23 protein-coding genes and 2 pseudogenes are annotated in these 24,608 nt (G+C 58.4%); 8 read left to right on the top strand and 17 right to left on the bottom strand.

The annotated features are described in order from the left end of the window. Positions 1–4: 4 nt before the first annotated feature. Entirely contained in the window at positions 5–979 is a 975-nt protein-coding gene (locus tag HA43_RS09050; protein WP_039382969.1) for an aldo/keto reductase, read from the top strand. A gap of 236 nt (positions 980–1,215) precedes the next feature. Here HA43_RS09050 and pgpA read toward each other — a convergent pair whose 3' ends face one another. The 6 genes from pgpA to nrdR form a co-directional block, all read right to left on the bottom strand. Next, positions 1,216–1,707: a phosphatidylglycerophosphatase A gene (gene pgpA, locus HA43_RS09045; RefSeq protein ID WP_039382968.1), complete on the bottom strand. Its 492-nt coding sequence runs from the start codon at positions 1,705–1,707 to the stop codon at positions 1,216–1,218. Continuing rightward, complete coding sequence (gene thiL / locus HA43_RS09040) at positions 1,694–2,671, bottom strand: thiamine-phosphate kinase (RefSeq protein ID WP_039382967.1); 978 nt, start codon at positions 2,669–2,671, stop codon at positions 1,694–1,696. The genes pgpA and thiL overlap by 14 nt, the downstream gene beginning before the upstream one ends. A 45-nt stretch (positions 2,672–2,716) precedes the next feature. Further along, entirely contained in the window at positions 2,717–3,136 is a 420-nt protein-coding gene (gene nusB, locus HA43_RS09035) for a transcription antitermination factor NusB (RefSeq protein ID WP_039382966.1), read from the bottom strand. A gap of 19 nt (positions 3,137–3,155) precedes the next feature. After that, positions 3,156–3,626, bottom strand: a complete 471-nt coding sequence (ribH, locus tag HA43_RS09030; protein WP_039382965.1) for a 6,7-dimethyl-8-ribityllumazine synthase — start codon at positions 3,624–3,626, stop codon at positions 3,156–3,158. A 94-nt stretch (positions 3,627–3,720) separates the two neighbouring features. Then, on the bottom strand, positions 3,721–4,824 hold the full coding sequence (gene ribD, locus HA43_RS09025; RefSeq protein ID WP_094111495.1) for a bifunctional diaminohydroxyphosphoribosylaminopyrimidine deaminase/5-amino-6-(5-phosphoribosylamino)uracil reductase RibD: 1,104 nt from the start codon (positions 4,822–4,824) through the stop codon (positions 3,721–3,723). 3 nt (positions 4,825–4,827) lie between these two features. Beyond that, complete coding sequence (gene nrdR, locus HA43_RS09020; protein WP_039382963.1) at positions 4,828–5,277, bottom strand: transcriptional regulator NrdR; 450 nt, start codon at positions 5,275–5,277, stop codon at positions 4,828–4,830. Between the two features lie 172 nt (positions 5,278–5,449). On the opposite strand from nrdR, the gene lysM reads away from it, so the two are divergent. Together lysM and HA43_RS09010 are read left to right on the top strand one after the other, a co-directional pair. Then, a complete protein-coding gene (gene lysM / locus HA43_RS09015; RefSeq protein ID WP_039382962.1) occupies positions 5,450–5,887 on the top strand; it encodes a peptidoglycan-binding protein LysM in 438 nt (145 codons plus the stop codon). A 15-nt stretch (positions 5,888–5,902) separates the two neighbouring features. Further along, complete coding sequence (locus HA43_RS09010) at positions 5,903–6,454, top strand: SadB/YajI family lipoprotein (RefSeq protein ID WP_094111494.1); 552 nt, start codon at positions 5,903–5,905, stop codon at positions 6,452–6,454. 49 nt (positions 6,455–6,503) lie between these two features. Here the strand turns inward: HA43_RS09010 and secF are convergent, their stop codons facing one another. From secF to queA, 5 genes are all read right to left on the bottom strand, one after another. Next, positions 6,504–7,472 (bottom strand): protein translocase subunit SecF, encoded by a 969-nt coding sequence (gene secF / locus HA43_RS09005; RefSeq protein ID WP_065649969.1) that lies wholly within the window; start codon positions 7,470–7,472, stop codon positions 6,504–6,506. Positions 7,473–7,482: 10 nt separating this feature from the next. Next, positions 7,483–9,330: a protein translocase subunit SecD gene (gene secD / locus HA43_RS09000; protein ID WP_071668617.1), complete on the bottom strand. Its 1,848-nt coding sequence runs from the start codon at positions 9,328–9,330 to the stop codon at positions 7,483–7,485. Positions 9,331–9,355: 25 nt separating this feature from the next. After that, a complete protein-coding gene (yajC, locus tag HA43_RS08995; protein ID WP_039382958.1) occupies positions 9,356–9,688 on the bottom strand; it encodes a preprotein translocase subunit YajC in 333 nt (110 codons plus the stop codon). 25 nt (positions 9,689–9,713) lie between these two features. Beyond that, positions 9,714–10,838: a tRNA guanosine(34) transglycosylase Tgt gene (gene tgt, locus HA43_RS08990; RefSeq protein WP_039385736.1), complete on the bottom strand. Its 1,125-nt coding sequence runs from the start codon at positions 10,836–10,838 to the stop codon at positions 9,714–9,716. Between the two features lie 71 nt (positions 10,839–10,909). Beyond that, positions 10,910–11,989 (bottom strand): tRNA preQ1(34) S-adenosylmethionine ribosyltransferase-isomerase QueA, encoded by a 1,080-nt coding sequence (queA, locus tag HA43_RS08985; protein ID WP_094111493.1) that lies wholly within the window; start codon positions 11,987–11,989, stop codon positions 10,910–10,912. Positions 11,990–12,091: 102 nt separating this feature from the next. On the opposite strand from queA, the gene HA43_RS08980 reads away from it, so the two are divergent. From HA43_RS08980 to HA43_RS08970, 3 genes are all read left to right on the top strand, one after another. Further along, the gene (locus tag HA43_RS08980) at positions 12,092–12,673 is read left to right on the top strand and encodes an ACP phosphodiesterase (protein ID WP_094111492.1); all 582 of its coding nucleotides are present in this window, start codon (positions 12,092–12,094) and stop codon (positions 12,671–12,673) included. 162 nt (positions 12,674–12,835) lie between these two features. After that, the gene (locus HA43_RS08975) at positions 12,836–13,642 is read left to right on the top strand and encodes an inositol monophosphatase family protein (protein WP_094111491.1); all 807 of its coding nucleotides are present in this window, start codon (positions 12,836–12,838) and stop codon (positions 13,640–13,642) included. After that, entirely contained in the window at positions 13,639–14,868 is a 1,230-nt protein-coding gene (locus HA43_RS08970) for a histidine-type phosphatase (RefSeq protein WP_094111490.1), read from the top strand. The genes HA43_RS08975 and HA43_RS08970 overlap by 4 nt, the downstream gene beginning before the upstream one ends. A 284-nt stretch (positions 14,869–15,152) precedes the next feature. Here the strand turns inward: HA43_RS08970 and proY are convergent. The 6 genes and pseudogenes from proY to phoB form a co-directional block, all read right to left on the bottom strand. After that, a pseudogene (proY, locus tag HA43_RS08965) lies at positions 15,153–16,507 on the bottom strand (proline-specific permease ProY). Between the two features lie 69 nt (positions 16,508–16,576). Continuing rightward, the gene (brnQ, locus tag HA43_RS08960) at positions 16,577–17,896 is read right to left on the bottom strand and encodes a branched-chain amino acid transport system II carrier protein (RefSeq protein WP_039382952.1); all 1,320 of its coding nucleotides are present in this window, start codon (positions 17,894–17,896) and stop codon (positions 16,577–16,579) included. 401 nt (positions 17,897–18,297) lie between these two features. Further along, positions 18,298–19,404, bottom strand: coding sequence for a cobalamin-independent methionine synthase II family protein (locus HA43_RS08955; protein ID WP_039382951.1), 1,107 nt, complete (start codon positions 19,402–19,404; stop codon positions 18,298–18,300). A 169-nt stretch (positions 19,405–19,573) separates the two neighbouring features. Then, entirely contained in the window at positions 19,574–20,494 is a 921-nt protein-coding gene (locus HA43_RS08950; protein ID WP_094111514.1) for a PstS family phosphate ABC transporter substrate-binding protein, read from the bottom strand. 68 nt (positions 20,495–20,562) lie between these two features. Beyond that, positions 20,563–21,873 (bottom strand): phosphate regulon sensor histidine kinase PhoR, encoded by a 1,311-nt coding sequence (gene phoR, locus HA43_RS08945; RefSeq protein WP_071668615.1) that lies wholly within the window; start codon positions 21,871–21,873, stop codon positions 20,563–20,565. 15 nt (positions 21,874–21,888) lie between these two features. Further along, positions 21,889–22,578, bottom strand: coding sequence for a phosphate response regulator transcription factor PhoB (phoB, locus tag HA43_RS08940; RefSeq protein WP_039382949.1), 690 nt, complete (start codon positions 22,576–22,578; stop codon positions 21,889–21,891). A gap of 192 nt (positions 22,579–22,770) precedes the next feature. Here phoB and sbcD point away from each other — a divergent pair, with 192 nt between their 5' ends. Next, entirely contained in the window at positions 22,771–23,988 is a 1,218-nt protein-coding gene (gene sbcD / locus HA43_RS08935; protein WP_094111489.1) for an exonuclease subunit SbcD, read from the top strand. Further along, positions 23,985–24,608: pseudogene (locus tag HA43_RS08930) on the top strand (AAA family ATPase); the annotation flags it as partial. The gene sbcD and the pseudogene HA43_RS08930, both read left to right, overlap by 4 nt.

The following is a 24,608-nucleotide window of genomic DNA, read 5'->3' as shown; positions in this document are numbered from 1 at the left end:
CTCAATGAAAACCGTTCGTTTAGGCCAGACCGATCTCCAGGTATCCCGACTCTGCTTAGGCTGCATGACTTATGGCGATCCGATGCGCGGCAACCACGCCTGGACGCTGCCGGAAGAGAGCAGCCGGCCGCTGATCAAACAGGCGCTGGACGCGGGGATCAACTTTTTTGATACCGCCAACAGCTATTCTGACGGCAGCAGCGAAGAGATCCTCGGACGCGCGCTGAAAGATTTCGCGCGGCGCGATGACGTGGTGGTCGCGACCAAAGTTTACTTCCCGCTCAGCAACCTGTCGCAGGGCCTGTCGCGGCAGAATATTCTGCAGTCGATCGATGACAGCCTGATGCGACTCGGCATGGATCATGTGGATCTGCTGCAGATCCACCGCTGGGACTATGCAACGCCCGTTGAAGAGACGCTGCAGGCGCTGGATGAGGTCGTGAAAGCGGGTAAGGCGCGTTATATCGGCGCCTCTTCCATGCACGCCTCTCAGTTTGCTCAGGCACTGCAGCTGCAGCAAGATCATGGCTGGGCGCGCTTTGTCAGCATGCAGGATCAATACAATCTGATCCAGCGCGAAGAGGAAAAGGAGATGCACCCGCTCTGTCAGCGTGAGGGCATCGCCGTGCTGCCGTGGAGCCCGCTGGCGCGCGGCAAACTGACGCGCCCCTGGGGGGAAACTACCGCACGCTCGGTCTCTGATAATGTGATGGAGAAGTTGTATACCGGTACAGAAGAGAACGACGCCGCGATTGCGGAGCGACTGGCCACCATTGCCGCGGAGAAAAAGGTGACGCGCGCGCAGGTCGCACTGGCATGGCTGCTGCATAAACCCGCCGTGACCGCCCCTATTATCGGCGCTTCACGTGAGCAGCAGTTTGCCGAATTGGTTAAAGCGGTTGACGTTGAATTGAGTGCGGAAGATATCGCCGAGCTGGAGATGGTCTATCAGCCGCATCCGGCTGTAGGGTATGAGTAAGCAATTGATATCCGCATAAACCAGGGCGGCATAAATGCCGCCCCTACGGTAATTCCGGCGTAGGGGGCGCATTTATGCGCCCCTGGCCGAATCATGCACCACGGTTATACGCATTCATGCGCCCCTGGCCAAATCATACACCTGAAACCAGGGCGGCATAAATGCCGCCCCTACGGTAATAATTACGCGGCGGGACACCGCGCGTAGGGGGCGCATTAATGCGCCCCTGGCCGCCCTTACAGCAGCAGGCCGGCGCCGTATAATACGGCTGCGGAGACTACGCCGGCGATGATATCGTCGACCATAATGCCCATTCCGCCATGAACGTTCTTATCGAACCAGCGAATAGGCCACGGTTTCCAGATATCAAAAATCCGGAAGATGACAAAACCAGCCAGTACCCACCAGCCGTTAAGCACCGGGATCGCCATTAGCGTGATCCACATGCCGACAAACTCATCCCAGACGATGCTGCCGTGATCGTGTACGCCCATGTCACGCGCGGTGCGATGACAGAGATAGACGCCCACGCTGATACCCACCAGCACCACCAGCGAATAGAGCTGCAGCGGCAGAAACGTCATCAGCCACCAGAACGGGATCGCGGCCACCGAGCCTACGGTACCCGGCATAAAAGGGCTTAATCCGCTGCCAAAACCGGTTGCCAGCAGATGCCAGGGATTGCGCATCCGCAGGCGACTTTTCGCTACATCTTTATCGCGCGTCAAAATGGTCAAATCCTTTATGGTTAAAGCGGCGCGGCTTACCGTGCTCCAGCAGCGTCAGCCCTTCCGCTTCCGGGGCGATCTGTCCGATACAGGTATAAGGTGCGCCAAGCCGGCCCAGCGCCACATCCAGCGCGCCGCGGTTAACTTCAGGCACCGTGAAGCAAAGTTCATAATCTTCACCGCCGCTCAGCGCCCAGCGCAGCACCTGCTCCGGCGCAAAATGATCGCGCAGCGTAGCGGAGAGCGGCAGCGCGTCGAGATTCAGGCGTGCGCCAACCCGGCTGGCCGTCAGAATATGGCCAAGATCGGAAATCAGGCCATCAGAGATATCGATCGCCGAGGTAGCAAGGCTGCGCAGCGCCTGGCCCTGCAGCACGCGCGGCATCGGACGCAGATGACGCTTGATCAGCACCTCGTGCACCGCCGGATCGTCAAGACGATGATGATGCTGCAGCAGCGACAGTCCCGCCGCGCTGTCACCCAGCGTGCCGGTAACGTAGATCCAGTCACCCGGCTTTGCACCGGAGCGCTTCAGCGCGCGCCCGACAGGCACCAGCCCGTGAATACCCAGCGTCAGGCTGAGCGGACCGCGCGTGGTGTCGCCGCCAATCAGCTGCATATCGTAGTAGTCGAGCAGCTCAAACAGGCTGTCGCTGAAGCCCGCCAGCCAGGTCTCATCGACCTCAGGCAGCGTCAGTGCCAGCGTCAGCCATGCCGGATCGGCGCCCATCGCAGCTAAATCGCTGAGGTTTACCGCCAGCGCTTTGTAGCCGAGATCGGCCGGATGGATATCGCGTAAGAAATGGACGCCCGCTACCAGCGTATCGGTGCTGATAGCGAGGGTCTGTTTGTCAGGAACGTTCAGTAACGCACAGTCATCACCAATGCCCTTCTCCACGTCGCGACGGGAGCTGGTTACACGGTTGAAATAGCGTGCGATCAGTTCAAATTCACCACAGGACATAAATCAGGTCTCAATGAAAAAAGGCCGGTCACCCGGCCTTCTGCACTACTTTCTGTTTGGTCGTATTTGCGGAGCGGCTTTATCCAGCACGCCGTTGACAAACTTATGGCTGTCTTCAGCGCCAAACACTTTTGCCAGCTCAATACCTTCGTTGATGGCGACTTTATAAGGCACATCCGCACGCTTGCTCAGCTCATAGAGCGAGAGGCGCAGGATCGCTTTTTCTACCTGACCCAGCTCTTCAAGCTGGCGTGACAGCCAGGGTTTCATCAGGCCATCCAGGTACGCGCTGTTGGTCGCCACACCGGCCAGCAATTCGCGGAAATAGCTAATATCGACGTCTTTGACGTCTTGTTCCGCCAGAAACTGGTATTCCACATCGGCAATGTCGTTGTTGGACAACTGCCAGGAGTAGAGCGCCTGGACAGCGCACTCACGGGCGCGACGACGAGCAGCAGGTTTCACAAAATTCCCCTTACAAAAATCAGGCTTTAATGGCTTTCAATACGTTGATCATTTCAAGTGCGGTCAGCGCGGCTTCTGCGCCTTTGTTACCCGCTTTCGTGCCGGCGCGTTCAATCGCCTGCTCGATATTTTCGGTGGTCAGAACGCCGAAGGTGACCGGGATTTCGCAGCTCATTGCCACGTTAGCGATACCGGAGCTCGCTTCACCTGCCACATATTCGAAATGGGCAGTGCCGCCACGGATCACCGTGCCCAGCGCAACAATCGCGTCGTGCTTACCGGTATTCGCCAGCGCGCGCGCGGCCAGCGGCAGCTCATAGGCGCCCGGCACCCAGACCACGGTAATGTTTTCAGCTTTAACCTGACCGATACGCTTCAGCGCATCGACCGCGCCATCCAGCAGACTGTCATTAATAAAGTTGTTAAAACGCGCAATCACGATGGCAATTTTAGCATCAGGCGTGGCAACAGCAGCTTCGATAACGTTCATACATATCCTTTGGGTGTGTGTTTTATAGCCCCCGCAGAAGGGGGCGGATTCTATCATACTCTTTAGCCCGGCGCTCAGGCTTTTCCGTGCATGCTTAACGCAGGGTCAGGGTAAGACGCAGATCGTCACCCACTTTGCGCACATCACGAAAATCGAGGCGCGGCGCGGCGCTCAACGCCTCCAGCCCGGGGAGCGTACAGAGCCCGCGTCCGGCGTCGCCAAGCAGCACCGGTGCGATATAAACAATCAGCTCATCCACCAGTCCGGCCTGAATCAGCGCGCCCGCCAGGCCCGCTCCCGCCTCGACCCAGACGCTGTTAATCTGACGCTGACCGAGCAGCATCATCATCGCGACCAGATCAAGCTGTTCGCCGCGCGGCGGCACCGCAATCTGCGTTACGCTCTCCGGCCACGCGGCGTCATCGGGAGCGGTACGCATCAGCCAGCTCTCACCCGGCTGATGAATCAGCCGGTGCTGCGGCGTCACGCGCTGCTGGCTGTCAACCACCACCCGCACCGGCTGCCGCAGAGTTTGCGTATCCAGCTGCTGGAGAACGCTGTCGCTGAGTTCATCTGCGCGTACCGTGAGTGACGGATCGTCGGCCAGCACGGTGGCACTGCTGGTAAGAATGGCGGAACTCTGCGCGCGGAACTGCTGCACATCCCGGCGGGCGGCCGCCGAGGTGATCCACTTGCTCTCACCGCTCGCCATCGCTGTGCGGCCATCCAGTGAAGCGCCAAGCTTGAGCTGTATCCAGGGAAACCCGGTGCGCATACGCTTGAGAAACCCGCGATTGAGCGCTTCCGCTTCCGCCATCATCAGCCCGTGACTGACTTCAATTCCCGCCTGCTGCAGGCGCCAGAGACCGCGCCCTGCGACCTGCGGGTTAGGATCCTGCATGGCGACCACCACGCGGCTGACGCCAGCAGCAATCAGCGCATCGCAGCAGGGTGGCGTCCGGCCATGATGGCTGCACGGCTCCAGCGTAACGTAGGCGGTTGCACCGCGCGCTTGCTCTCCGGCCATGCGCAGCGCATGCACTTCAGCATGCGGTTCACCCGCGCGCTGATGCCAGCCTTCGCCGACAATTGTGCCGTCACGCACGATCACGCAGCCGACGTTGGGGTTTGGCGTGGTGGTGAAACGACCGCGTCGCGCCAGTTCCAGCGCGCGCGCCATATAGCGAGCATCGGTCATGATTCAGTCCTGTAAGCGGGCGATCTCTTCGCCAAAGTCGCGGATATCTTCAAAGCTGCGGTAGACCGAGGCGAAGCGGATATAGGCGACCTTATCCAGTTTTTTTAGCTCTTCCATCACCAGATTGCCAATCAGCTTGCTGGCAATCTCACGTTCGCCGGTCGCACGCAGCTGGGTTTTAATGTGATTGACTGCGCTATCGACCGCATCAGCACTGACGGGACGCTTCTCCAGCGCCTTCATCATGCCGCTGGTCAGCTTATCTTCGTTAAAAGGCTCACGCACGTCGTTGCTTTTTACCACGCGCGGCATCACCAGCTCCGCCATCTCAAACGTGGTAAAGCGCTCATGGCAGACCAGACACTGACGGCGGCGGCGCACCGAGGAACCTTCACTGACCAGGCGTGAGTCGATCACTTTGGTATCCACAGCGGAACAGAATGGGCAATGCATGACGTTTCCTGTCGCGACATTTTGGGCCACACAGTGTAACGCGAACTCACATTTAACAAAACAGAGGCCGCCTGCCTGGCGGTTTTTTCAGCGCTCATAACCGCTTCTGCCAGCAAATGTCAAAAACGCACTACGCTTAAAGAGCCAATCCGGCACAATCACAGGAGGAACTATGGGTCTGTTTAACTTCGTCAAAGAAGCAGGAGAGAAGCTGTGGGACAGCGTGACAGGCGGTGATGACTCCAGCAAAAAGCTGCAGGATCACATCAACAAGCTCGGCCTGCCAGACAGCGATAAAGTCAACGTCAATGTGCAGGGTGATACCGTAACCGTCAGCGGCGACGGCATCTCACAGGAGCTCAAAGAGAAGATTCTGGTGGCAGCCGGTAACGTTGCCGGCATCACTAAAGTGGATGATAAAGTTACCGTCAGCGACACCGCACGCGAAGCCAACCTCTACACAGTGAAAAAAGGCGACACCCTGAGCGCTATTTCCAAACAGGTCTACGGCGATCCGAATCAGTACAACAAAATCTTCGAAGCTAATAAGCCGATGCTGAGCCATCCGGACAAAATCTATCCGGGCCAGGTACTGCGTATTCCGGAATAAGGTGCGGGAGAGAGCATGAGACTCAGGAGCTTACCGGTTCTGGCGGTGCTGTCGCTGCTGCTGCTGAGCAGCTGCAGCACTCCGCCTCCTGCCCCGCAGGTCAGAGAGCTGCATCAGGAGGTGAGCCAGCTCAATCAGCAGATGCGTCATCTCACCCGCCGCGCCGGCGCGCTGGAGCAGCAGGGCCAGCTTAACAGCCGCTCCACTCAGGGCGCATGGCTGGTACCTGGTTCCGCGACGCCGGTTGATCTGGAGACGCAGCTGGGTACGCTGCGTCTCGCACTGCTGAACGTGAGTGCAGAAGCAAACGGCAGCCAGGCCAGCCTGGTTATCCGCTCTGCTGATGACAAGCCGGTACCCGCGCTGAGCGCGACCGTGGTGTGGGGTGAAAGCGATCCCGCCAGTGGTCAGCCGCTGGCCGCCGACAGCCTGAGTCAGCGCATCAGCGTGCCCGCCAGCCTGATGCCGCGCAGCACGGTAACAGTGCCGCTGCACCTGAGTGGCCTGACACCGGATCGGCTCGGCTATGTGCGCGTACATGAGGTAACGGCAGACGCCGCGCCATAAAAAAAGGCCCTTCCGGAGAAGGGCCTTTTTGCATCGGTCAGCGCCGGGCTTACGGCAGAATAGAAGGCTGATCGGCGCCCTCTTTTTCCACTTTCTGCACCAGCATATGCTCACGCTTCATCCCCAGCTTCAGCGCCAGCGCTGAAGAGACGTAGATGGATGAGATCGTACCGATCGTCACACCAATCAGCATCGTGAGCGAGAAGCCTTTCAGCAGCGCGCCGCCAAAGATGAACAGGATCAGGATCATCGCCAGCGTGGTGATAGAAGTGATCAGGGTACGGCTCAGCGTCTGGGTCAGCGACACGTTGGTGATATCGTAAGAAGAACCGCGACGGATCTTACGGAAGTTCTCACGAATACGGTCAGAAACCACAATCTTATCGTTAAGCGAGTAACCAATCACCGACATCAGCGAGGCAACGATGGTCAGATCGATTTCAATGCTGAATAGCGCCAGCAGGCCGCAGGTGATGATAACGTCATGCGCCAGCGCCAGCACGGTGCCCAGCGCCAGACGCCATTCAAAGCGAAACCCGATGTAGATAAGAATAGCGATCAGCGCAGAGAGCAGCGCCATCGCCCCCGCCTGCGCCAGGTCGCTACCTACGCTTGGTCCGACAAACTCAATGCGTTTTACCGTCGCGTTCTGCTGCGTGGTCTGGTTGATAGAGGACAACACCTTGTTGCCCAGCTCCTGACCCGCATTGCCGGTCGCAGGTGGCATCCGCACCATCACGTCGCGGCTGCTGCCGAAGTTCTGCACCAGCGGCTCGTCAAAGCCCGCTTTTACCAGACCTTCGCGCAGCGCATCGAGATCTGCAGGTTTCTCCAGGTTAATCTCAATCACCGTACCGCCGGTGAAATCGAGTCCCCAGTTAAACCCGCGCACGCCGATAATGGCGATTGACGCCACGATCAGCAGACCCGAGATGATAAACGCCAGCGTATCCCAGCGCATAAAGTCTACGACCTTACGCCCGTGGTTCAGCTGTTCAATACTATATTCCTGTGCCACAACGCACTCCTCAGATAGACAGCTTGTTGATGCGTTTGCCGCCGTACACCAGGTTAACGATGGCACGGGTGCCGACGATAGCGGTAAACATCGAGGTTGCAATACCGATAGCGGTGGTGATTGCAAAGCCTTTGATGGAGCCGGTACCCACCGCATAAAGAATGATGACTTTAATCAGCGTGGTGACGTTGGCGTCGACGATACTGGAGAAGGCGCCTTTGTAGCCCTCATGAATCGCCTGCTGTACCGAGCGTCCGTTACGCAGCTCTTCTTTAATACGTTCGTTAATCAACACGTTGGCATCTACGGCAACCGCCAGCGTCAGCACGATACCGGCAATGCCCGGCATGGTGAGCGTGGCGCCTGGCAGCAGCGACATGATGCCGACAATCAGCACCAGGTTACACAGCAGCGCGCTGGTCGCAATCAGACCAAACTTTTTGTAGAACACCACCATAAAGATGATCGAAGCGATCAGACCCCACAGGCAGGCTTCCAGACCCTGGGTGATGTTCTGCTGACCCATAGTCGGGCCAATGGTACGCTCTTCGACAATCTGAATCGGCGCAATCAGCGCACCGGCACGCAGCAGCAGCGACAGCTGACGCGCTTCGTTCGGGTTGCTGATACCGGTGATGCGGAAGCTATTACCCAGCCGTGACTGAATGTTCGCCACGTTGATCACTTCTTCCTGCTTCGCCAGAATCGCTCTGCCGTTGGCATCTTTCTTGCCGCTGTCCTTGTACTCCACAAACAGGGTCGCCATCGGCTTGCCGATGTTGTCCTTGGTGAAGTTCGACATGATGTTACCGCCCGCGCCATCCAGTGAAATATTCACCTGCGGCTGGTTGTACTCATCCATGCTGGACGTGGAATCGGTGATGTGATCGCCGGTAAGAATGACACGCTTATAAAGCACAACCGGCTGCCCTTCCCGCGTTTTCTTCACTTCTGAGTCACCCGGCACGCGTCCATTTGCCGCAGCACCCGGATCTACGCTGGTATTAACCAGACGGAACTCCAGCGTCGCGGTGGCACCAAGGATCTCTTTTGCCCGCGCGGTATCCTGGATACCCGGCAGCTCAACCACGATGCGGTCGGCACCCTGACGCTGCACCAGCGGCTCAGCAACGCCCAGCTGGTTAACACGGTTGCGCAGGATATTAATATTCTGCTGTACCGCATATTCCCGCGCTTCACTCAGGCGCGCATCGGTCATCACCGCGCGCATTGCATCGCTGCCCGCACTGGTGAATACCATATCGCGGTGGCGTGGCGTCAGGTAGCCGATCGCGTCATCGCGGCTTTTGGCGTCGCGGAAACGCACTTCCACACCGTAGTTAGCGAGTTTGCTGACGTTGGTATAAGGAATATTCTTTTCACGCAGATCGCTGCGCAGGCCGTCTGCATTCTGCTCCTGCAGCTTGCCCAGCGCGGTATCCATATCCACTTCCATCAGGAAGTGCACCCCGCCCCGCAGGTCCAGACCGAGTTTCATCGGTTCCGCTGCCAGCAGAGTGAGCCAGCGCGGCGTGGCCGGTGCGAGATTGAGGGCTACCACGAAATCGTCACCCAGCGCAGTTGTAAGCGCTTCGCGCGCGCGCAGCTGCACATCGGTGTTAGCGAAACGCGCCAGAATAGCGCCATTTTCCAGTGCGAGGGATTTGCTCTGAATGTTGTCTTGTTTGAGTACGTTCTGGATCTGATCCAACGTCTGCTCACTGGCGGCGCTTCCGCGCGCACCAGTGATCTGAACGGCCGGATCCTCACCATAAAGGTTAGGAAGCGCATACAGCAGGCCGATAAGAATAACGGCGACCAGCATGATGTACTTCCACAAAGGATAACGGTTTAACACGGCAGTTCCCTTCGGGAAGATAAAATTACAGCGCCTTCATCGACCCTTTCGGCAGGACGGCGGCCACGAAATCACGTTTAATCACTACTTCAGTGGTGTCGTTCAGGGCGATAGCGATATAACCGGTATCAGCAACTTTAGTGACACGACCCACCAGGCCGCCGTTGGTCAGCACTTCATCCCCTTTCGAGATGGAGTCCATCAGCTTTTTATGATCTTTGGCGCGCTTCTGCTGCGGACGCAGGATCATGAAGTAGAAAATCAGACCAAAAACCACCAGCATGATCACCAGAGAATACGGACTTCCCTGTGACGGAGCGCCCGCTGCTGCGACGGCGTCAGAAATGAAAAAGCTCATTTAATTTCCCTCATTGATAGAATAATCAGACGTTTAACGGTGGAACCGCTTTGCCCGTCCGTAGGTAGAACTCGCTAACAAAGTGCTCTAATTTACCCTCTTCGATAGCCTGGCGTAAACCCGCCATCAGACGCTGGTAATAGCGCAGATTGTGAATCGTATTCAGGCGTGCGCCCAGTATTTCGTTACAGCGATCAAGATGGTGCAAGTAGGCGCGACTGTAATTGCGACAGGTGTAACAATCACACTCCGCATCCAGCGGCGCGGTGTCATCTTTATACTTCGCGTTGCGGATTTTCACCACGCCGTCGGTAACAAACAGATGACCGTTGCGCGCGTTGCGGGTAGGCATGACGCAGTCAAACATATCGATACCGCGGCGTACGCCTTCCACCAGATCTTCTGGCTTTCCGACACCCATCAGATAGCGCGGTTTATCCTGCGGAATTTGCGGACAGACATGTTCCAGAATACGGTGCATATCCTCTTTCGGCTCACCCACCGCGAGGCCGCCCACAGCGTACCCATCAAAGCCAATCTCTACCAGACCTTTGACGGAGACATCTCGTAAATCTTCGTAAACACCACCCTGGATAATCCCGAACAGCGCATTTTTATTACCGAGCGAATCGAAGCGATCGCGGCTGCGTTGTGCCCAGCGCAACGACATCTCCATCGAACGTTTTGCATAATCCCAGTCAGCCGGATATGGCGTGCACTCATCGAAAATCATCACGATATCGGAGCCGAGATCGTACTGGATCTCCATCGATTTTTCCGGATCGAGGAAGATCGGATCGCCGTTGATGGGGTTGCGGAAATGCACGCCCGCTTCGGTGATCTTACGGATATCACCCAGGCTGAATACCTGGAAGCCGCCCGAATCGGTCAGAATCGGTCCCTGCCAGTTCATAAAGTCATGCAGATCGCCGTGCAGCTTCATGATCTCCTGCCCCGGACGCAGCCAGAGGTGGAAGGTATTGCCCAGCAGGATCTGCGCACCGGTCTCTTTCACTTCTTCCGGCGTCATGCCTTTAACGGTGCCATACGTGCCCACCGGCATAAATGCCGGGGTTTCAACCACGCCGCGATCGAAAACCAGACGTCCGCGACGCGCGCGTCCGTCTGTTGTATCTAATTCAAATTTCACATTAACCTCATCAGAGAAACAGTCTGATTTACCCGACTGTAGCCGTGCCACCCGCAGGCGGCACCGGAACATTAAGGGTGTGTGCTTCCGACAGGTTCGTCAGGAGCGTGCGGATTACGGGTGATGTACATCGCATCCCCGTAGCTAAAGAAACGGTACTGTTCGGCCACCGCGCTCTGGTACGCCGCCATGGTGTTTTTATAGCCGGCAAACGCAGAAACCAGCATAATCAGCGTCGATTCCGGCAGATGGAAGTTGGTAATGAGCGCATCGATAATCTGGTAGCGATAGCCAGGATAGATAAAGATCTGCGTGTCATCAAAGAAAGGCGCCAGCGGCGCATCCTGACTCGCCTGAGCGGCGCTCTCCAGCGAGCGCACCGACGTGGTCCCTACCGCGACAACTTTATTGCCGCGTGCTTTACAGGCCAGCACCGCGTCAACCACATCCTGCGGCACCTCTGCATATTCCGAGTGCATGATATGGTCATTGATATTTTCAACGCGCACCGGCTGGAAGGTACCGGCCCCGACGTGCAGCGTCACAAACGCCATCTCCACCCCTTTGGCTTTCAGCGCCTCCAGCAGCGGTTCATCAAAGTGCAGCCCGGCGGTTGGTGCTGCCACCGCGCCAGGACGGGCGCTGTATACCGTCTGGTAAAGCTCGCGATCGGCCTCTTCATCCGGGCGATCGATATAGGGCGGCAGCGGCATATGGCCTACGCTATTGAGAATATCGAGCACCGCGCGTTCATCGGTAAAGGCGATCTCAAACAGCGCATCGTGCCGCGCCACCATGGTCGCTTTTACGCTCTCATCGTCGCCCAGCAGCAGCTCAGTGCCCGGCTTTGGCGCCTTTGAGGCACGCACGTGCGCCAGCACCCGCTTATCATCCAGCATACGCTCTACCAGCATTTCAATCCGGCCGCCGCTGGCTTTACGTCCATAGACGCGCGCCGGGATCACCCGCGTATTATTGAACACCAGCAGATCGCCGGGATTAAGCTTCTCCAGCACATCGGTAAAGACACCGTGCGTCAGGGCGCCGCTCGGGCCATCAAGGGACAGCAGACGGCATCCGCTGCGCTGCGCCTGGGGATAGTGGGCAATCAGGGATTCGGGCAACTCAAAGCTAAAATCGGCGACACGCATGTATAACTTTTCCGGACTCAAAAACAGGCGGCATAGTTTAGCGGAAAAGTGGGAAATTCTGAACAACTGGCTGCAGAGACGCGATTCTGCCTATAATAGCGCATGAATTTTCTTGCTCACCTTCATCTTGCCACGCTGGCAGAAAGCTCGCTGCTGGGCAACCTGCTGGCCGACTTTGTGCGCGGCAATGTTCAGGCGCAGTGGCCGGCACCGGTTGCAGCGGGGATCGCCCTGCACCGCCGTATCGATGTGCTGACGGACAACCTGCCTGAAGTGCGTACCGCCCGGCAGTGGTTTCGTCCGGAAACGCGGCGCGTAGCCCCGATTACGCTTGATGTGATCTGGGATCATTTTCTTGCGCGCCACTGGCAGCAGTTCCAGCCTGATATCTCACTCGCCGCCTTTAGTGAGGCTGCGCAGCGGCATATTGTGCCGCAGCTGGCGGGAACGCCAGAAAGCTTTATTGAGCTCAACGCGGTGATGTGGCGCGAACGCTGGTTTGAACACTACGCCGAACCGGCGCGGCTGGAGCGGGTGCTGCGCGGCATGGCGTATCGCCGTCCCCGTCTTGCGGCGCTGCGCGACTCCTATCAGGATTTTGTTGATCACTATGACGCGCTGGAAGCGCTGTTTTTTGCTTTCTATCCGCGCCTGATGGCAGACGCTCGCGCGCAGCGCCTCTGAATCCGTAATCCGCGCCAATACCTCTTCTCCCCTCTTGCCAGCCGCATATATCTGCGGCTTAATGAAGCCTTTCTTAACTTTACCAGACCCGGCCACACCACCATTCCGCCTGTTCAGGCACGTCTGGTTACTACACCAGCCAGAAAATGATAAGAGGGAAACATGTCATCAGCTACGTTAACTGAATTAGAGGCGCGCTATCAGTTTGCCTGCGAGGTCGCCAGAGCCGCTGGCAGTCGCGCCATGTCGTGGTATCAGCAGCGTAACCAGCTGATTGCAGAATATAAGAAGGATTTACAGGATCTGGTCAGTGAGGCTGACCGCAACGTTGAGGAGTTAATCCGGCACCTTATCCTGGAACGCTTTCCTGAAGACGCAGTTATCGGTGAGGAGAGCGGCGGAGACGCCGGACAGGCACGCTTTATCTGGGTAGTTGATCCGATTGATGGCACCAGCAACTTTCTCAGCGGGCTGCACAACTGGTGCGTGGCGCTGGCGATTGTGTGTGAAGGCGAACCGGTTATTGGCGTGGTATGCGATCCCAATCATCATGAGATCTTTCACGCCTGCCGGGGCAAAGGCGCATGGATGAACGAGCAGCGTATCCGGGCACACAGCGCCGGCCAGCTGAGCCAGGGGCTGTTTGGTCTGGGCTGCTCCACCAGTCAGCCTGCGGCTCCACTGCTCGACTTTATCAGCGCGCTGCTGCAGCAGGGCGGCATGTTTATCCGCAACGGTTCCGGGGCGCTGATGAGCGCGTGGGCGGCGGCCGGGCGGCTGACCGGCTATTACGAAGCGCGCATGCAGCCGTGGGACGGCCTGCCAGGCATCGTACTGATGCGGGAAGCGGGTGGAGAGACCAACCGTTATGAGCAGAATAATGGCCTGACGCAGGGCAATCCGGTGCTGCTGGCTAACGCCACGCTCTGGCCGCAGATCAATGCGCTGCTGGCGGAGCCGCTGACGTGAAATCGCTGCTGATATTGCTGCTGCTGCCGCTGCTCGCCACCGCAGCCGATCGCTGGCAGCTGGAAAAGGTGGTAGAGATCGGCCGGCACGGCGTACGTCCTCCGACGGCGGCTAACCGGGCAGAGATTGAAGCGGCCACGCAGCACCCCTGGCCGCGCTGGAGCACGGCGGATGGCGAACTTACCGGTCACGGCTACAGCGCGGTGGTCAATAAAGGACGCTGGCAGGGTAACTACTACCGTCAGGCGGGCCTGCTCCACGCGGGCTGCCCTGACAGCCGGCAAATTTATGTGCGCGCCAGCCCGCTGCAGCGCACGCGGGCCACGGCACAGGCGCTGACTGACGGCGCGTTTCCCGGCTGCGGTGTGCCGGTGCACGTTGTTGCCGATGGGGCGGATCCCCTGTTTCAGAGCGATAAATTTCCATTTGCCCGGACCGATCCTGCCCGCGAGCAGGCAGCGATTGCCGCACGGGCTGGCGACCTTGCTGCGCTGCAGCAGCGGCTGCAGCCGGCGATCCGGCAGCTAAATGCGGCGGTCTGTGACGGCGATTGCCGCTTTTTTTCGCGCCCGTGGCAGCTGAAGCAGACCCGGAGCGGCCACAGCTATATCCAGGGATTAAGCGTCATGGCGAGCATGGTGGAAACGCTGCGTCTCGGCTGGAGTGAAAATCTGCCACCAGAGGCGCTGGCGCAGGGGCGCCTGAACAGCGCGCAGCAGATTACGGCGCTGCTGCCACTGCTCACCGCAAATTACGATCTGAGTAACGATGTCCCTTATCTGGCACAAAAGCGCGGCTCAATATTGCTCAATACGGCGATCGCGGCGCTCGAAGATCGTCCCGGCTCGCCCGATACCCGCTGGCTGCTGCTGGTAGCCCACGATACCAATATCGCAATGGTGCGCACCCTGATGAATTTCAGCTGGCAGCTGCCGGGCTACGCGCGCGGTAATATCCCGCCGGGCAGCAGCCTGGTGTTTGAGCGCTGGCGCGATACGCGTGACAACAGCCGCCGGCTGCGCATTTACTTTCAGGCGCAGAGTCTGGATGCGCTGCGCCAGCTCGCGCCGGTGGATCGGCAGCACCCTTTACTGCAGGCAGAGTGGCATCAGCCAGACTGTCACGACAGCGCCATCGGCACGCTCTGTCCTTATCAATCGACGCTGGCTCAGCTCAGGCAGGGAGTCGACAGCAGCGCCCTCGCCCCCGTCACATGGGCTCCCTGAGTCAGTTGCACCTTTGTTCAGCCCGCCATGCGGGCTTATCAGTTTCCCGGCCGCCTCTTCGTTCTGCTGAAGCGTTTTTATGGCTGAATTGCGATAATTCTATATTTGTCCGCTGTGACATAACGCTATGAAATTTAGCGTATTCTGAGTGCGTCAATCATCCCTTAGTTTTGACCTATTTTTCCGTTTTGGTTCTATTTTTCGGCGACAGGATGCGCCGAATACTTTTTTTCCCATAAAAAAAGTCGCCACACAGGGCGACTCTTTTCTTTTTAGCCTGACGCTCAGCGTTTCTGCTTTTTCACCAGCGGCCACGCCAGCAGCAGCAGCATAATCCAGGCAAAGCCACGTAGAGTGAAATTCGCGTATCAGGGAAATAGCCAATCAGCGCAATGATAAAGGCGAGAAACAGCACGCCTGCCCAGGTGGTGGCACTGCCGCCCGGTACGGCAAACTGCAGCTGCGCCGCCTGCGCCTTGCCAATTTTGCGCCGGAATGCGATCTGCGACAGCAGGATCATGATCCATACCCAGACCGTGGCAAAGGTCGCCAGCGAGGCGATCACCAGGAAGACTTTTTCCGGCATCAGGTAGTTCAGATAAACGGCGATAAGCATCGCAAACATCATCACCACCACCGTCACCCACGGGATGCCGCGCGAAGAGACTTTCTGGAACACTTTAGGCGCATGGCCCTGCTGCGCCATACCGTGCAGCATACGCCCCACGCCAAACACATCGCTGTTGATGGCAGATAGCGAAGCGGTCAGCACCACAAAGTTAAGAATTGACGCCGCCGCAGCGATACCCAGATGCTGGAACGTCAGCACAAAGGGGCTGCCCTCGGTACCGACCTGATTCCACGGGTAGATCGACATGATGACAAAAAGCGTACCCACATAAAACACCAGGATACGCAGCGGCACCGAATTGATCGCGCGCGGAATCGATTTGGCGGGCTCATCCGCTTCACCGGCGGTAATACCGATGATTTCGATCCCGCCATAGGCAAACATCACCATCTGCAGCGAGAGCAGCATACCCACAATACCGTGGGCGAAGAAGCCGCCGTTGCTCCAGAGATTATGGATCCCGGTCGGCGTTCCGCCGTTGCCGATGCCCCAGAAAATCATGCCAAAGCCCGCCACAATCATGATGATAATGGTGGCGACCTTAAAGAAAGAGAACCAGAACTCTACTTCGCCAAACACCTTCACGCTCATCAGGTTGATGGCGCCGATAATCAGCACTACTGACAGCACCCAGATCCAGTGCGGTACATCCGGAAACCAGACGCCCATATAGATGCCAAATGCGGTGACATCCGCGATCGCCACAATCAGGATCTCAAAGCAGTAGGTCCAGCCGGTGATATAGCCCGCCAGCGGACCGAGATAATCCTGCGCATAGCGCGAAAAGGAGCTTGATTGCGGATTGTTAACCGACATCTCCCCCAGCGCACGCATGATGATATAGGCCACCGCGCCACCAATAATATAGGCCAGTAAAACGCTGGGCCCCGCCATCCTGATAGCATCCGCCGAGCCGTAAAACAGCCCGGTACCGATTGCCGATCCCAGCGCCATAAAGCGAATATGGCGCGTGCTCAGTCCGCGTTTGAGCGTGTTGGTTTCTTGCATAACAAACAGGTCCTGTGAAAATGAAAAAACCACGGGCAAGCCCGTGGTCGGAATGAACAGCCGTGTCGTTTACTGCCGGACGACTACCTGCTGTGGTCCTTTAACGCGATCCACGACGGCAGCAATCACCATCATTGCCAGCGAAGGCGGCAGCCAGGCGAGTCCCTGATCGGCCAGCGGCAGATGCTGGCTGAACAGCGGCAGTATCTCTTTAAAGCTGGTGGTTTTGATTGCATCCACAATGCCAAACAGCAGGCTGACCAGCATGGTTGGCGCAATAATACGCGCGCTGCGGTTCCACCAGTTGAGGGTGAAGCTTAGCACTATCAGCACGATACAGGGCGGATAAATTGCTGTCAGCACCGGGATGGAGATCTGAATCAGATGGCTCAGCCCCAGATTTGACACCACCATCGAGAACAGGCCCAGAATAAACACCAGCGCTTTGTACGAGAGCGGCAGATACTGTGCAAAGAACTCAGCGCAGGCGCAGGTCAGGCCAACGGCCGTTACCATGCAGGCGATAAAGATCAGCGCCGCGAGGAAGAAGCTGCCCATGCTGCCAAACGTCTGCTGTACATAAGCGTGCAGAATAGCGGCGCCGTTGGCATTCTGGTCAACCAGGCCGGCGCTGCCGGAGCCAAGCTTGAACAGGCTCAGGTAGACCAGCGTCAGTCCGACACCGGCGATCAGGCCAGCCAGCATGGTGTAGCGCGTCAGCAGTTTCGCATCTTCAACGCCGCGCGAACGCGCCGCATTCACAATCACGATACCAAACACCAGGGCGCCCAGCGTATCCATGGTGAGATAGCCATTTACAAAACCGGTAGAGAACGCCGCGCGCTGATAGTCTGCCGTCGCAGGCGCAATACCGCCCGCCGGCCAGACCAGCGCGGCAACGCCGAGTATGGTCAGCGCGACAATTTTCAGCGGCGCCAGCACGTGCCCGACGGTATCCAGCAGCTTGCCCGGATAGAGGGAGATCCCGATAACCAGCGCAAAGTAAATAAGGCTATAGATAAACAGCGGCAGCGGGCCGTCACCGGTCAGCGGAGCGATACCGACTTCAAACGAAACGGTCGCGGTACGCGGCGTCGCAAACAGCGGTCCCACGGCCAGATAGCAGACCGTCGCCAGCAGCAGACCCGCTGCTTTACCGATTGGCGAACTGAGCGCATCGATGCCACCGCCAACGCGCGCCAGCGCGATCACGGTCATGACCGGCAGGCCGACCGCGGTCGCGAGGAAGCCGAGTGCGGCGACCCAGACGTGTTCACCAGACTGAATTCCCACCATCGGTGGAAAGATAATGTTGCCTGCGCCAACGAACAGGGCAAAGGTCATAAAGCCCAGCGCAAGGATGTCCCTCGAGGTTAAACGGTATGTCATAACTTCTGTCGTGCCTGTAGCTGATGTTGCGGTGGAAGTTGAGTTTGTGTTGTCCCCTGATTGCGCGATAACAATGGCTTAGCTGGATTACCCAGTGCGAAATGTGGGCCGAATCGAGACAGCGCAGGTGATTTAATCTGCTTTTCTTCTGTTCACAGAGGGATGAATCGACAACGGCGCAAATTAAAACGTTTATAGCGGAGAAAGACAATACGGGATCGGAAAACCAGAAGGATATCGCGCATAAGCGTATGCAGGCAGTGAATATGGGCGAAATAGCCGCTAAACACCCCAGATGATTTGTTTAAAATTCAGACAAAGCGAAAGTTGTTCTTGCATAAGTGCGGTTCAGGATGCACAAAAGGCGCGATTTACGCGCCTGTCTGCACAACTTTACACTCTCACCACACCTGTTTAGCGATATCCACCACCAGACGGATCTTCTGCCACTGCTCCGCTTCGCTCAGGCTATTACCCTCTTCGGTGGAAGCAAAGCCGCACTGCGGGCTGAGGCAGATCTGATCGAGGCTGACGTACTGCGCCGCTTCCTGCAGCCGCGCTTTAACCTGTTCAGGATCTTCCAGCGCGCCGGTTTTGGTCGTGATAAGGCCGAGTACCGCTTTCTGATGACCTGGCTTAATAAAGCGCAGCGGCTCAAATCCGCCGGAGCGTTCGTTGTCATACTCCAGGAAAAAGGCGTCGATATTCACGCCGCCAAACAGGATCTCCGCTACCGGCTCATAGCCGCCTTCTGATATCCAGGTCGAGCGAAAGTTACCGCGGCACACGTGCAGCCCGACGGTGAGATCGGCCGGTTTATCTGCCAGCGCCGCGTTCAGCACCTGGGCATAAGTGCGGGCCAGCGCCTGCGGATCGTCGCCGCGTGCGCGGATCTGCTCCTGCTGCTCCCCGGAGCAGAGATAGGCCCAGACGGTATCGTCCAGCTGCAGATAGCGGCAGCCGGCAGCATAAAACGCGGCAATGGCGTCTTTATAGGTCTGCGCCAGATCGGCAAAGTAGGCATCCAGATCGGGGTAAACCGTGGCGTCGATAACCTTGCGGCCGCCGCGGAAATGCAGCACGCTCGGGCTGGGAATCGTCATTTTAGCGACCGCGTCGCCGGCGATACTCTGCAGAAAGCGGAAGTGTTCCAGCATCGGATGCGCCGGATTAAACGAGACTTTACCGGTGACTTTTACACCGTGCGCTTTGGTCTGTACGCCGTTGAACTGGATCCCCTGCTCCGCTTCGAACAGCTCTACGCCATTCAGATCGCCAAAGAAATCGAAGTGCCACCACGCGCGACGGAACTCGCCGTCAGTGACAACCTGCAGGCCATTGGCACGCTGCTGCGCGACAACATCGCGAATAGCCTGGTCTTCCACTTCGCGCAGCTGCTCAGCGCTAATCTCGCCACGGGCGTGCTGTTCGCGCGCCTGTTTGATCGCAGCGGGACGCAGAAAACTGCCGACGGTATCGGCGCGGAACGGGGCGTGCTGAGCGGGCATAGATTCTCCTTGCAGACCGGTAGTTGCGGTCAGGTATAATTTCTTCTGGTTATTTCAGCCATCTGGATGGCTATATGTCCAAAGACTGCCACGCTTCCGCGCGCGGGGCAACGGAAGAATTTTCAGCAGACATGAAGAAAATTCATTTTCCTGAGCACGCGCTTGCTGCTTATTTAATGGCCGCCCGCGCAGCGGAGATTTGCGCATCGGAGAGAGGTAAATAGCCCGCTTCCGCCACCCGCCGCTGTCCCTGCGACGACAGTACCTGATGCAGAAATGCCGCCACCAGCGGCGGCAGCGGCTTGCCCGGTGGTTTGTTCACGTAAATATAGAGCGGCCGGGACCAGGGATAGCGGCCGCTGCGGATGGTATCGGCATCGGGCATGATGCTTTCGCCGGTCCGGGTGACAATCGGCACGATCTTCACACCGCTGAGATGAAAGCCAAAGCTGGCGTAGCCGATACTCTCTGGCGTGGTCGCAACCGCCTGCACCACGGCAGCCGAACCGGGAAACTCCGCCACGTCAGCGCGAAAATCGCCGCGGCAAAGCGCCTGCTGCTTGAAGAACCCCCAGGTGCCGGAGGCAGAGTTGCGGCCAAAGCGCTGGATGCGCCGCTGCGCCCACTTATCATCTGTCACGCCCGTATCGCCCCAGCGCTGCGGAACCTGCGTGCCGCCGCACAGCCGGGTAACAGAATAGAGCGCATCAAGCTGCGGCTGGCTGATACGCTGCAGCGGATTAGCCTGGTTCACCACCACGACCAGCGCATCCATGGCGACCGGTACGGCGAGCGGCGGATAGCCGTAGCGGGCAATAAACAACTGTCGCTCATCGTTCTGCATCGGCCGGCTCATCGCGCCCAGCTGTGCGGCTCCTGCCGCCAGCGCCGTTGGCGCGGTCGAAGAGCCCGCCGCCTGTACCTGAACGTTGACGCCGGGCGCCTGCAGGCTGAAATCTTCCCCCCACAGCGTCATCAGATAACCCAGCGTATCTGACCCGGCGCTGCTGAGGTTGCCGGTCAGCATCGCTTTTTGCGCCTGCGCCAGCACAGAGAAGAGCAGCAGAAGTGTGAACAGCAGAGATTTCAGCATGGAGCCGCCGTCAGAGAGAAGAAGAGCGCTATTGTGGCAAGCCTGCGAAAACGGCGCAATGCAGATTACCCCGCCCGCTCCTGCGCGGCCTCTTCCACAATCAGACGCGACGGCAGCAGAAAGCGAAAGCAGGTCTCCTGATGCGGCCAGCTGCTGATCTCCAGCCGCGCACCGTGATGGCTCAGCGCATGCTTGACGATCGCCAGCCCCAGTCCGCTGCCCCCGGTGGCGCGCGACCGCGCTTTATCAACGCGGTAAAAGCGCTCCGTCAGGCGCGGCAGATGCTCTTCGCTGATGCCGGGACCGTTATCGCAGACTTTAAACTCCGCTCCCTGCCGCGTGCGCAGCCAGCTGATATGAATATGCGTGCCTTCCGGCGTGTGGTTAACCGCGTTATAGACCAGGTTCGAGATAGCGCTGCGCAGCTGCTCGTCGTTACCCAGTACGCGCAGATGAGGATCGGTATGGAAGTGAATAACATGGCGCCCCTGGCTCAGCGTTTCCGCTTCGCGCTGCAGCAGATGCAGCATGGCCGGTACATCAACCCGCTCTTTGAGATCGAGCGCCGGGGCCGCCTCGATGCGCGACAGCGTCAGCAGCTGCCTCACCAGGCTGTCCATGCGTCGGGTCTGCTCCTGCATCGTGCCCAGCGCTTTGCTGCGCGTGCGCGCATTCATCGCCTCATCGTCCATCATCTCCAGATAGCCCTGCAGCACCGTGAGCGGCGTACGCAGTTCATGACTGACGTTGGCAAAAAAGTTGCGGCGGGCGCCCTCCAGCTGATGCATCTGGGTCACATCACGCGCCACCATCAGCCACTGCCCCTCGCTGTAAGGCATCACGCGGAACTCCATGTGCCGCTGATTATTCAGCACCACCGTCAGCGGCCGGGCAAAGTCGCGCTGGCGGATATAGCGGGAGAATTCAGGATAGCGCAGCAGGTTGAGAATATTCTGGCCGTTATCCTCCGGCCAGCGCAGCCCCAGATGCTGCTGAGCGAGGCCGTTGCACCAGAAAATGGTGCCCTCTTCGGTGGTGAGCACCACGGCATCCGGCAGCGACTCCGCGCCGCTGCGAAAACGCCTGATCAGGTTTCCCAGCTCGCGGCGGCGACGGCGGTTACGCAACTGCATCTGGTAGAGGCCATAAAACAGCGGTTCCCAGCTGCCGCGCCCGGTGGGCGGCGTCATTGAGCGGTCGACCCACAGCCAGTGGGAGAGCCGCATCAGATTAGTAAAGTGCCAGGCCAGAACGCCTGAGACGGCTGCCAGCAGCCACCACGGCAGATAACCAAACAGCAGGCCGAACAGCAGCGCAGGCAGACAGGCCAGCGCCAGCTCGGTCAGTAATCGCTTCCAGGAGAGGCGTTCCAGCACGGTAGCAGGCTCCGTTTAGTAGCGGGCAGAGAAACGATACCCTGTTCCGCGTACGGTTTGCACCATACGATCGTGGCCGGAGATTTCCAGTGCTTTACGCAGGCGACGAATATGCACATCTACGGTGCGATCTTCGACATAGACGTTGGTGCCCCAGACGTGGTTCAGCAGCTGTTCGCGGCTGTAGACCCGCTCCGGATGCGTCATAAAGAAATGCAGCAGCTTATATTCGGTTGGCCCCATCTCCAGCGGCGTGGTCTCCGACATCACGCGGTGTGAGGAGGGATCGAGACTCAGCCCCTGCATCTCAATCACCTCTTCGACCGCCATCGGGGAGATGCGCCGCATGACGGCTTTGATACGCGCCATCAGCTCTTTCGGTGAGAACGGCTTGGTGATGTAATCATCTGCGCCCACTTCCAGTCCGCGCACGCGATCCTCTTCCTCACCGCGCGCGGTCAGCATCATGACCGGGATATCGCGCGTCATGGCTTCGCGCTTCAGATGCTTAATAAACTGGATGCCGCTGCCGCCGGGCAACATCCAGTCCAGCAGTATCAGATCGGGCCAGGGTTCAATCAGCCGGCTAATCGCGCTGTCATAATCTTCCGCTTCAATAGGCTGATAGTCGTTCTGTTCCAGCACAAAACATAACATTTCCCGGATGGGCGCTTCATCTTCCACAACCAAAATGCGCTTGGCCATTATTGCTCCTGCGAGTGTGACGGGATGTCACTAGGATATGCGGCGTCATTATGCGTCAGTTTTATGACACTTTTATGAAAAACCCGGCCGGTAAGCAAGAGATAAAAACCACCCTCGCACCGGCAAAAACGTCTTTTTTCCTTTGTGCCCGAAGCCGTTATACTGGCCGCCAGCTTTCAGGCAGGACACCCCATGCGCATTATTCATACCGCAGACTGGCACCTCGGTCAGTTTTTTTACAGCAAGAGTCGCGCCGCCGAACACCAGGCTTTTCTTGACTGGCTGCTCCGGCAAATTGCTGAGCATCAGGTTGATGCACTGATCGTGGCAGGCGATCTGTTTGATACCGGTTCGCCCCCCAGTTACGCCCGTGAAATGTTTAACCGGTTTGTGGTCGCGCTGCAGCCCAGCGGCTGTCAGCTGGTTGTGCTGGCGGGCAATCACGATTCAGTCGCCACGCTGAATGAGTCGCGCGAACTGCTGGCCTGCCTTAACACCCGGGTGATCACCAGCGCTACCCCCGGCGGTGAACAGCAGGTGCTGACGCTGACGCAGCGCGACGGATCGCCGGGCGCGCTGCTGTGCGCCATCCCCTATCTGCGCCCGCGCGATATTCTGCGCAGTCGGGCCGGTCAGTCCGGTCGCGACAAGCAGTTATCGCTGCTGCAGGCGATCGAGCAGCATTACCAGCACTGCTATAGCGCCGCCGTGGCAGAAAGAGAACGGCTGGATGAGCCGCTGCCAATCGTCGCCACCGGCCACCTCACTACCGTGGGCGTGACCAAAAGCGACGCGGTACGCGATATCTATATCGGCACGCTGGATGCGTTTCCGGCGCAGGCGTTTCCGCCCGCAGACTACATTGCACTCGGCCATATTCACCGCGCGCAGCGGATTGCCGGCACGGAACATATTCGCTACAGCGGCTCACCGATCCCGCTCAGTTTTGATGAGAGCGGACGTGATAAAAGCGTCTGGCTACTCGATTTTGGCCGCACGCTGGAGAGCGTAACCGCGCTGACCATACCCGCCTTTCAACCGATGCAGATGCTAAAAGGTTCGATGGCAGAGATTGAGGCGCAGCTGGCACAGTTTGCCCGCTATGAGGGATCGCTGCCGGTATGGCTGGATATCGAGATCACCACGCAGGAGTACCTCACCGATCTGCAGCGGCGTATTGAGCAGCTCACGGCCACGCTGCCGGTAGAGGTGCTGCTGGTGCGCCGCAGCCGCGCGCTGCGTCAGCGCAGTCTGGAACGGCTGACAAATGAGACGCTGAGCGAACTGAAAGTCGAAGAGGTTTTTGCCCGTCGCCTGGCACAGGAGTCAGAGCTGGACGCGCAGCAGAGTGACGGACTGACCCGCCTGTTTCGCAGCGCGCTGACCGCCCTCGAGGATCCGCACGCATGAAAATTCTGACGCTACGTTTTAAAAATCTCAACGCGCTGCGCGGTGAATGGCTGATCGACTTCCGCCAGGAGCCGTTCGCCAGCAACGGTCTGTTTGCCATCACGGGCGCTACCGGCGCCGGCAAAACCACGCTGCTGGATGCGATCTGCCTGGCGCTCTATCACCAGACGCCGCGCCTTGGCGGGCTGTCGCAGAGTGAGAATCAGCTGATGACGCGCGACACCGCCGAGTGTCTGGCTGAAGTCGAGTTTGAAATCAAAGGTGAAGCCTGGCGCGCCTTCTGGAGCCAGAACCGGGCGCGCGGTCAGGCTGACGGCAAGCTGCAGGCGCCGCGCGTGGAGCTGGCGCGGGTCGCTGATAATCAGATCGTGGCGGATAAAGTCGGCGATAAGCTGAAAGCCATAGAGTCGCTCTCCGGGCTCGATTTTGCCCGCTTCACCCGCTCAATGATGCTGTCACAGGGTCAGTTTGCCGCGTTTCTCACGCCCGGCCCGGCGAGCGTGCCGAACTGCTGGAGGAGCTGACCGGTACCGAAATTTATGGCGATATCTCCATCCATATCTTTGAACGCTGGCGCGCGGCGCGCGGCGCGCTTGAGACGCTGCGCGCCCGTGCCGGCG

It is taken from the genome of Pantoea eucrina (assembly GCF_002095385.1).
GTDB lineage: Bacteria > Pseudomonadota > Gammaproteobacteria > Enterobacterales > Enterobacteriaceae > Pantoea > Pantoea eucrina.
This window is presented reverse-complemented; position numbering and strand designations above follow the sequence as displayed.

Coding starts and splice junctions, on each gene's coding strand:
- HA43_RS09050 (WP_039382969.1), top strand. CDS start 5: ATGAAAACCGTTCGTTTAGGCCAGACCGATCTCCAGGTATCCCGACTC.
- thiL (WP_039382967.1), bottom strand. CDS start 2,671: ATGTCCTGTGGTGAATTTGAACTGATCGCACGCTATTTCAACCGTGTA.
- ribH (WP_039382965.1), bottom strand. CDS start 3,626: ATGAACGTTATCGAAGCTGCTGTTGCCACGCCTGATGCTAAAATTGCC.
- ribD (WP_094111495.1), bottom strand. CDS start 4,824: ATGACCGATGCTCGCTATATGGCGCGCGCGCTGGAACTGGCGCGACGC.
- nrdR (WP_039382963.1), bottom strand. CDS start 5,277: ATGCATTGCCCATTCTGTTCCGCTGTGGATACCAAAGTGATCGACTCA.
- lysM (WP_039382962.1), top strand. CDS start 5,450: ATGGGTCTGTTTAACTTCGTCAAAGAAGCAGGAGAGAAGCTGTGGGAC.
- HA43_RS09010 (WP_094111494.1), top strand. CDS start 5,903: ATGAGACTCAGGAGCTTACCGGTTCTGGCGGTGCTGTCGCTGCTGCTG.
- yajC (WP_039382958.1), bottom strand. CDS start 9,688: ATGAGCTTTTTCATTTCTGACGCCGTCGCAGCAGCGGGCGCTCCGTCA.
- queA (WP_094111493.1), bottom strand. CDS start 11,989: ATGCGTGTCGCCGATTTTAGCTTTGAGTTGCCCGAATCCCTGATTGCC.
- HA43_RS08980 (WP_094111492.1), top strand. CDS start 12,092: ATGAATTTTCTTGCTCACCTTCATCTTGCCACGCTGGCAGAAAGCTCG.
- HA43_RS08975 (WP_094111491.1), top strand. CDS start 12,836: ATGTCATCAGCTACGTTAACTGAATTAGAGGCGCGCTATCAGTTTGCC.
- brnQ (WP_039382952.1), bottom strand. CDS start 17,896: ATGACATACCGTTTAACCTCGAGGGACATCCTTGCGCTGGGCTTTATG.
- HA43_RS08955 (WP_039382951.1), bottom strand. CDS start 19,404: ATGCCCGCTCAGCACGCCCCGTTCCGCGCCGATACCGTCGGCAGTTTT.
- phoB (WP_039382949.1), bottom strand. CDS start 22,578: ATGGCCAAGCGCATTTTGGTTGTGGAAGATGAAGCGCCCATCCGGGAA.
- sbcD (WP_094111489.1), top strand. CDS start 22,771: ATGCGCATTATTCATACCGCAGACTGGCACCTCGGTCAGTTTTTTTAC.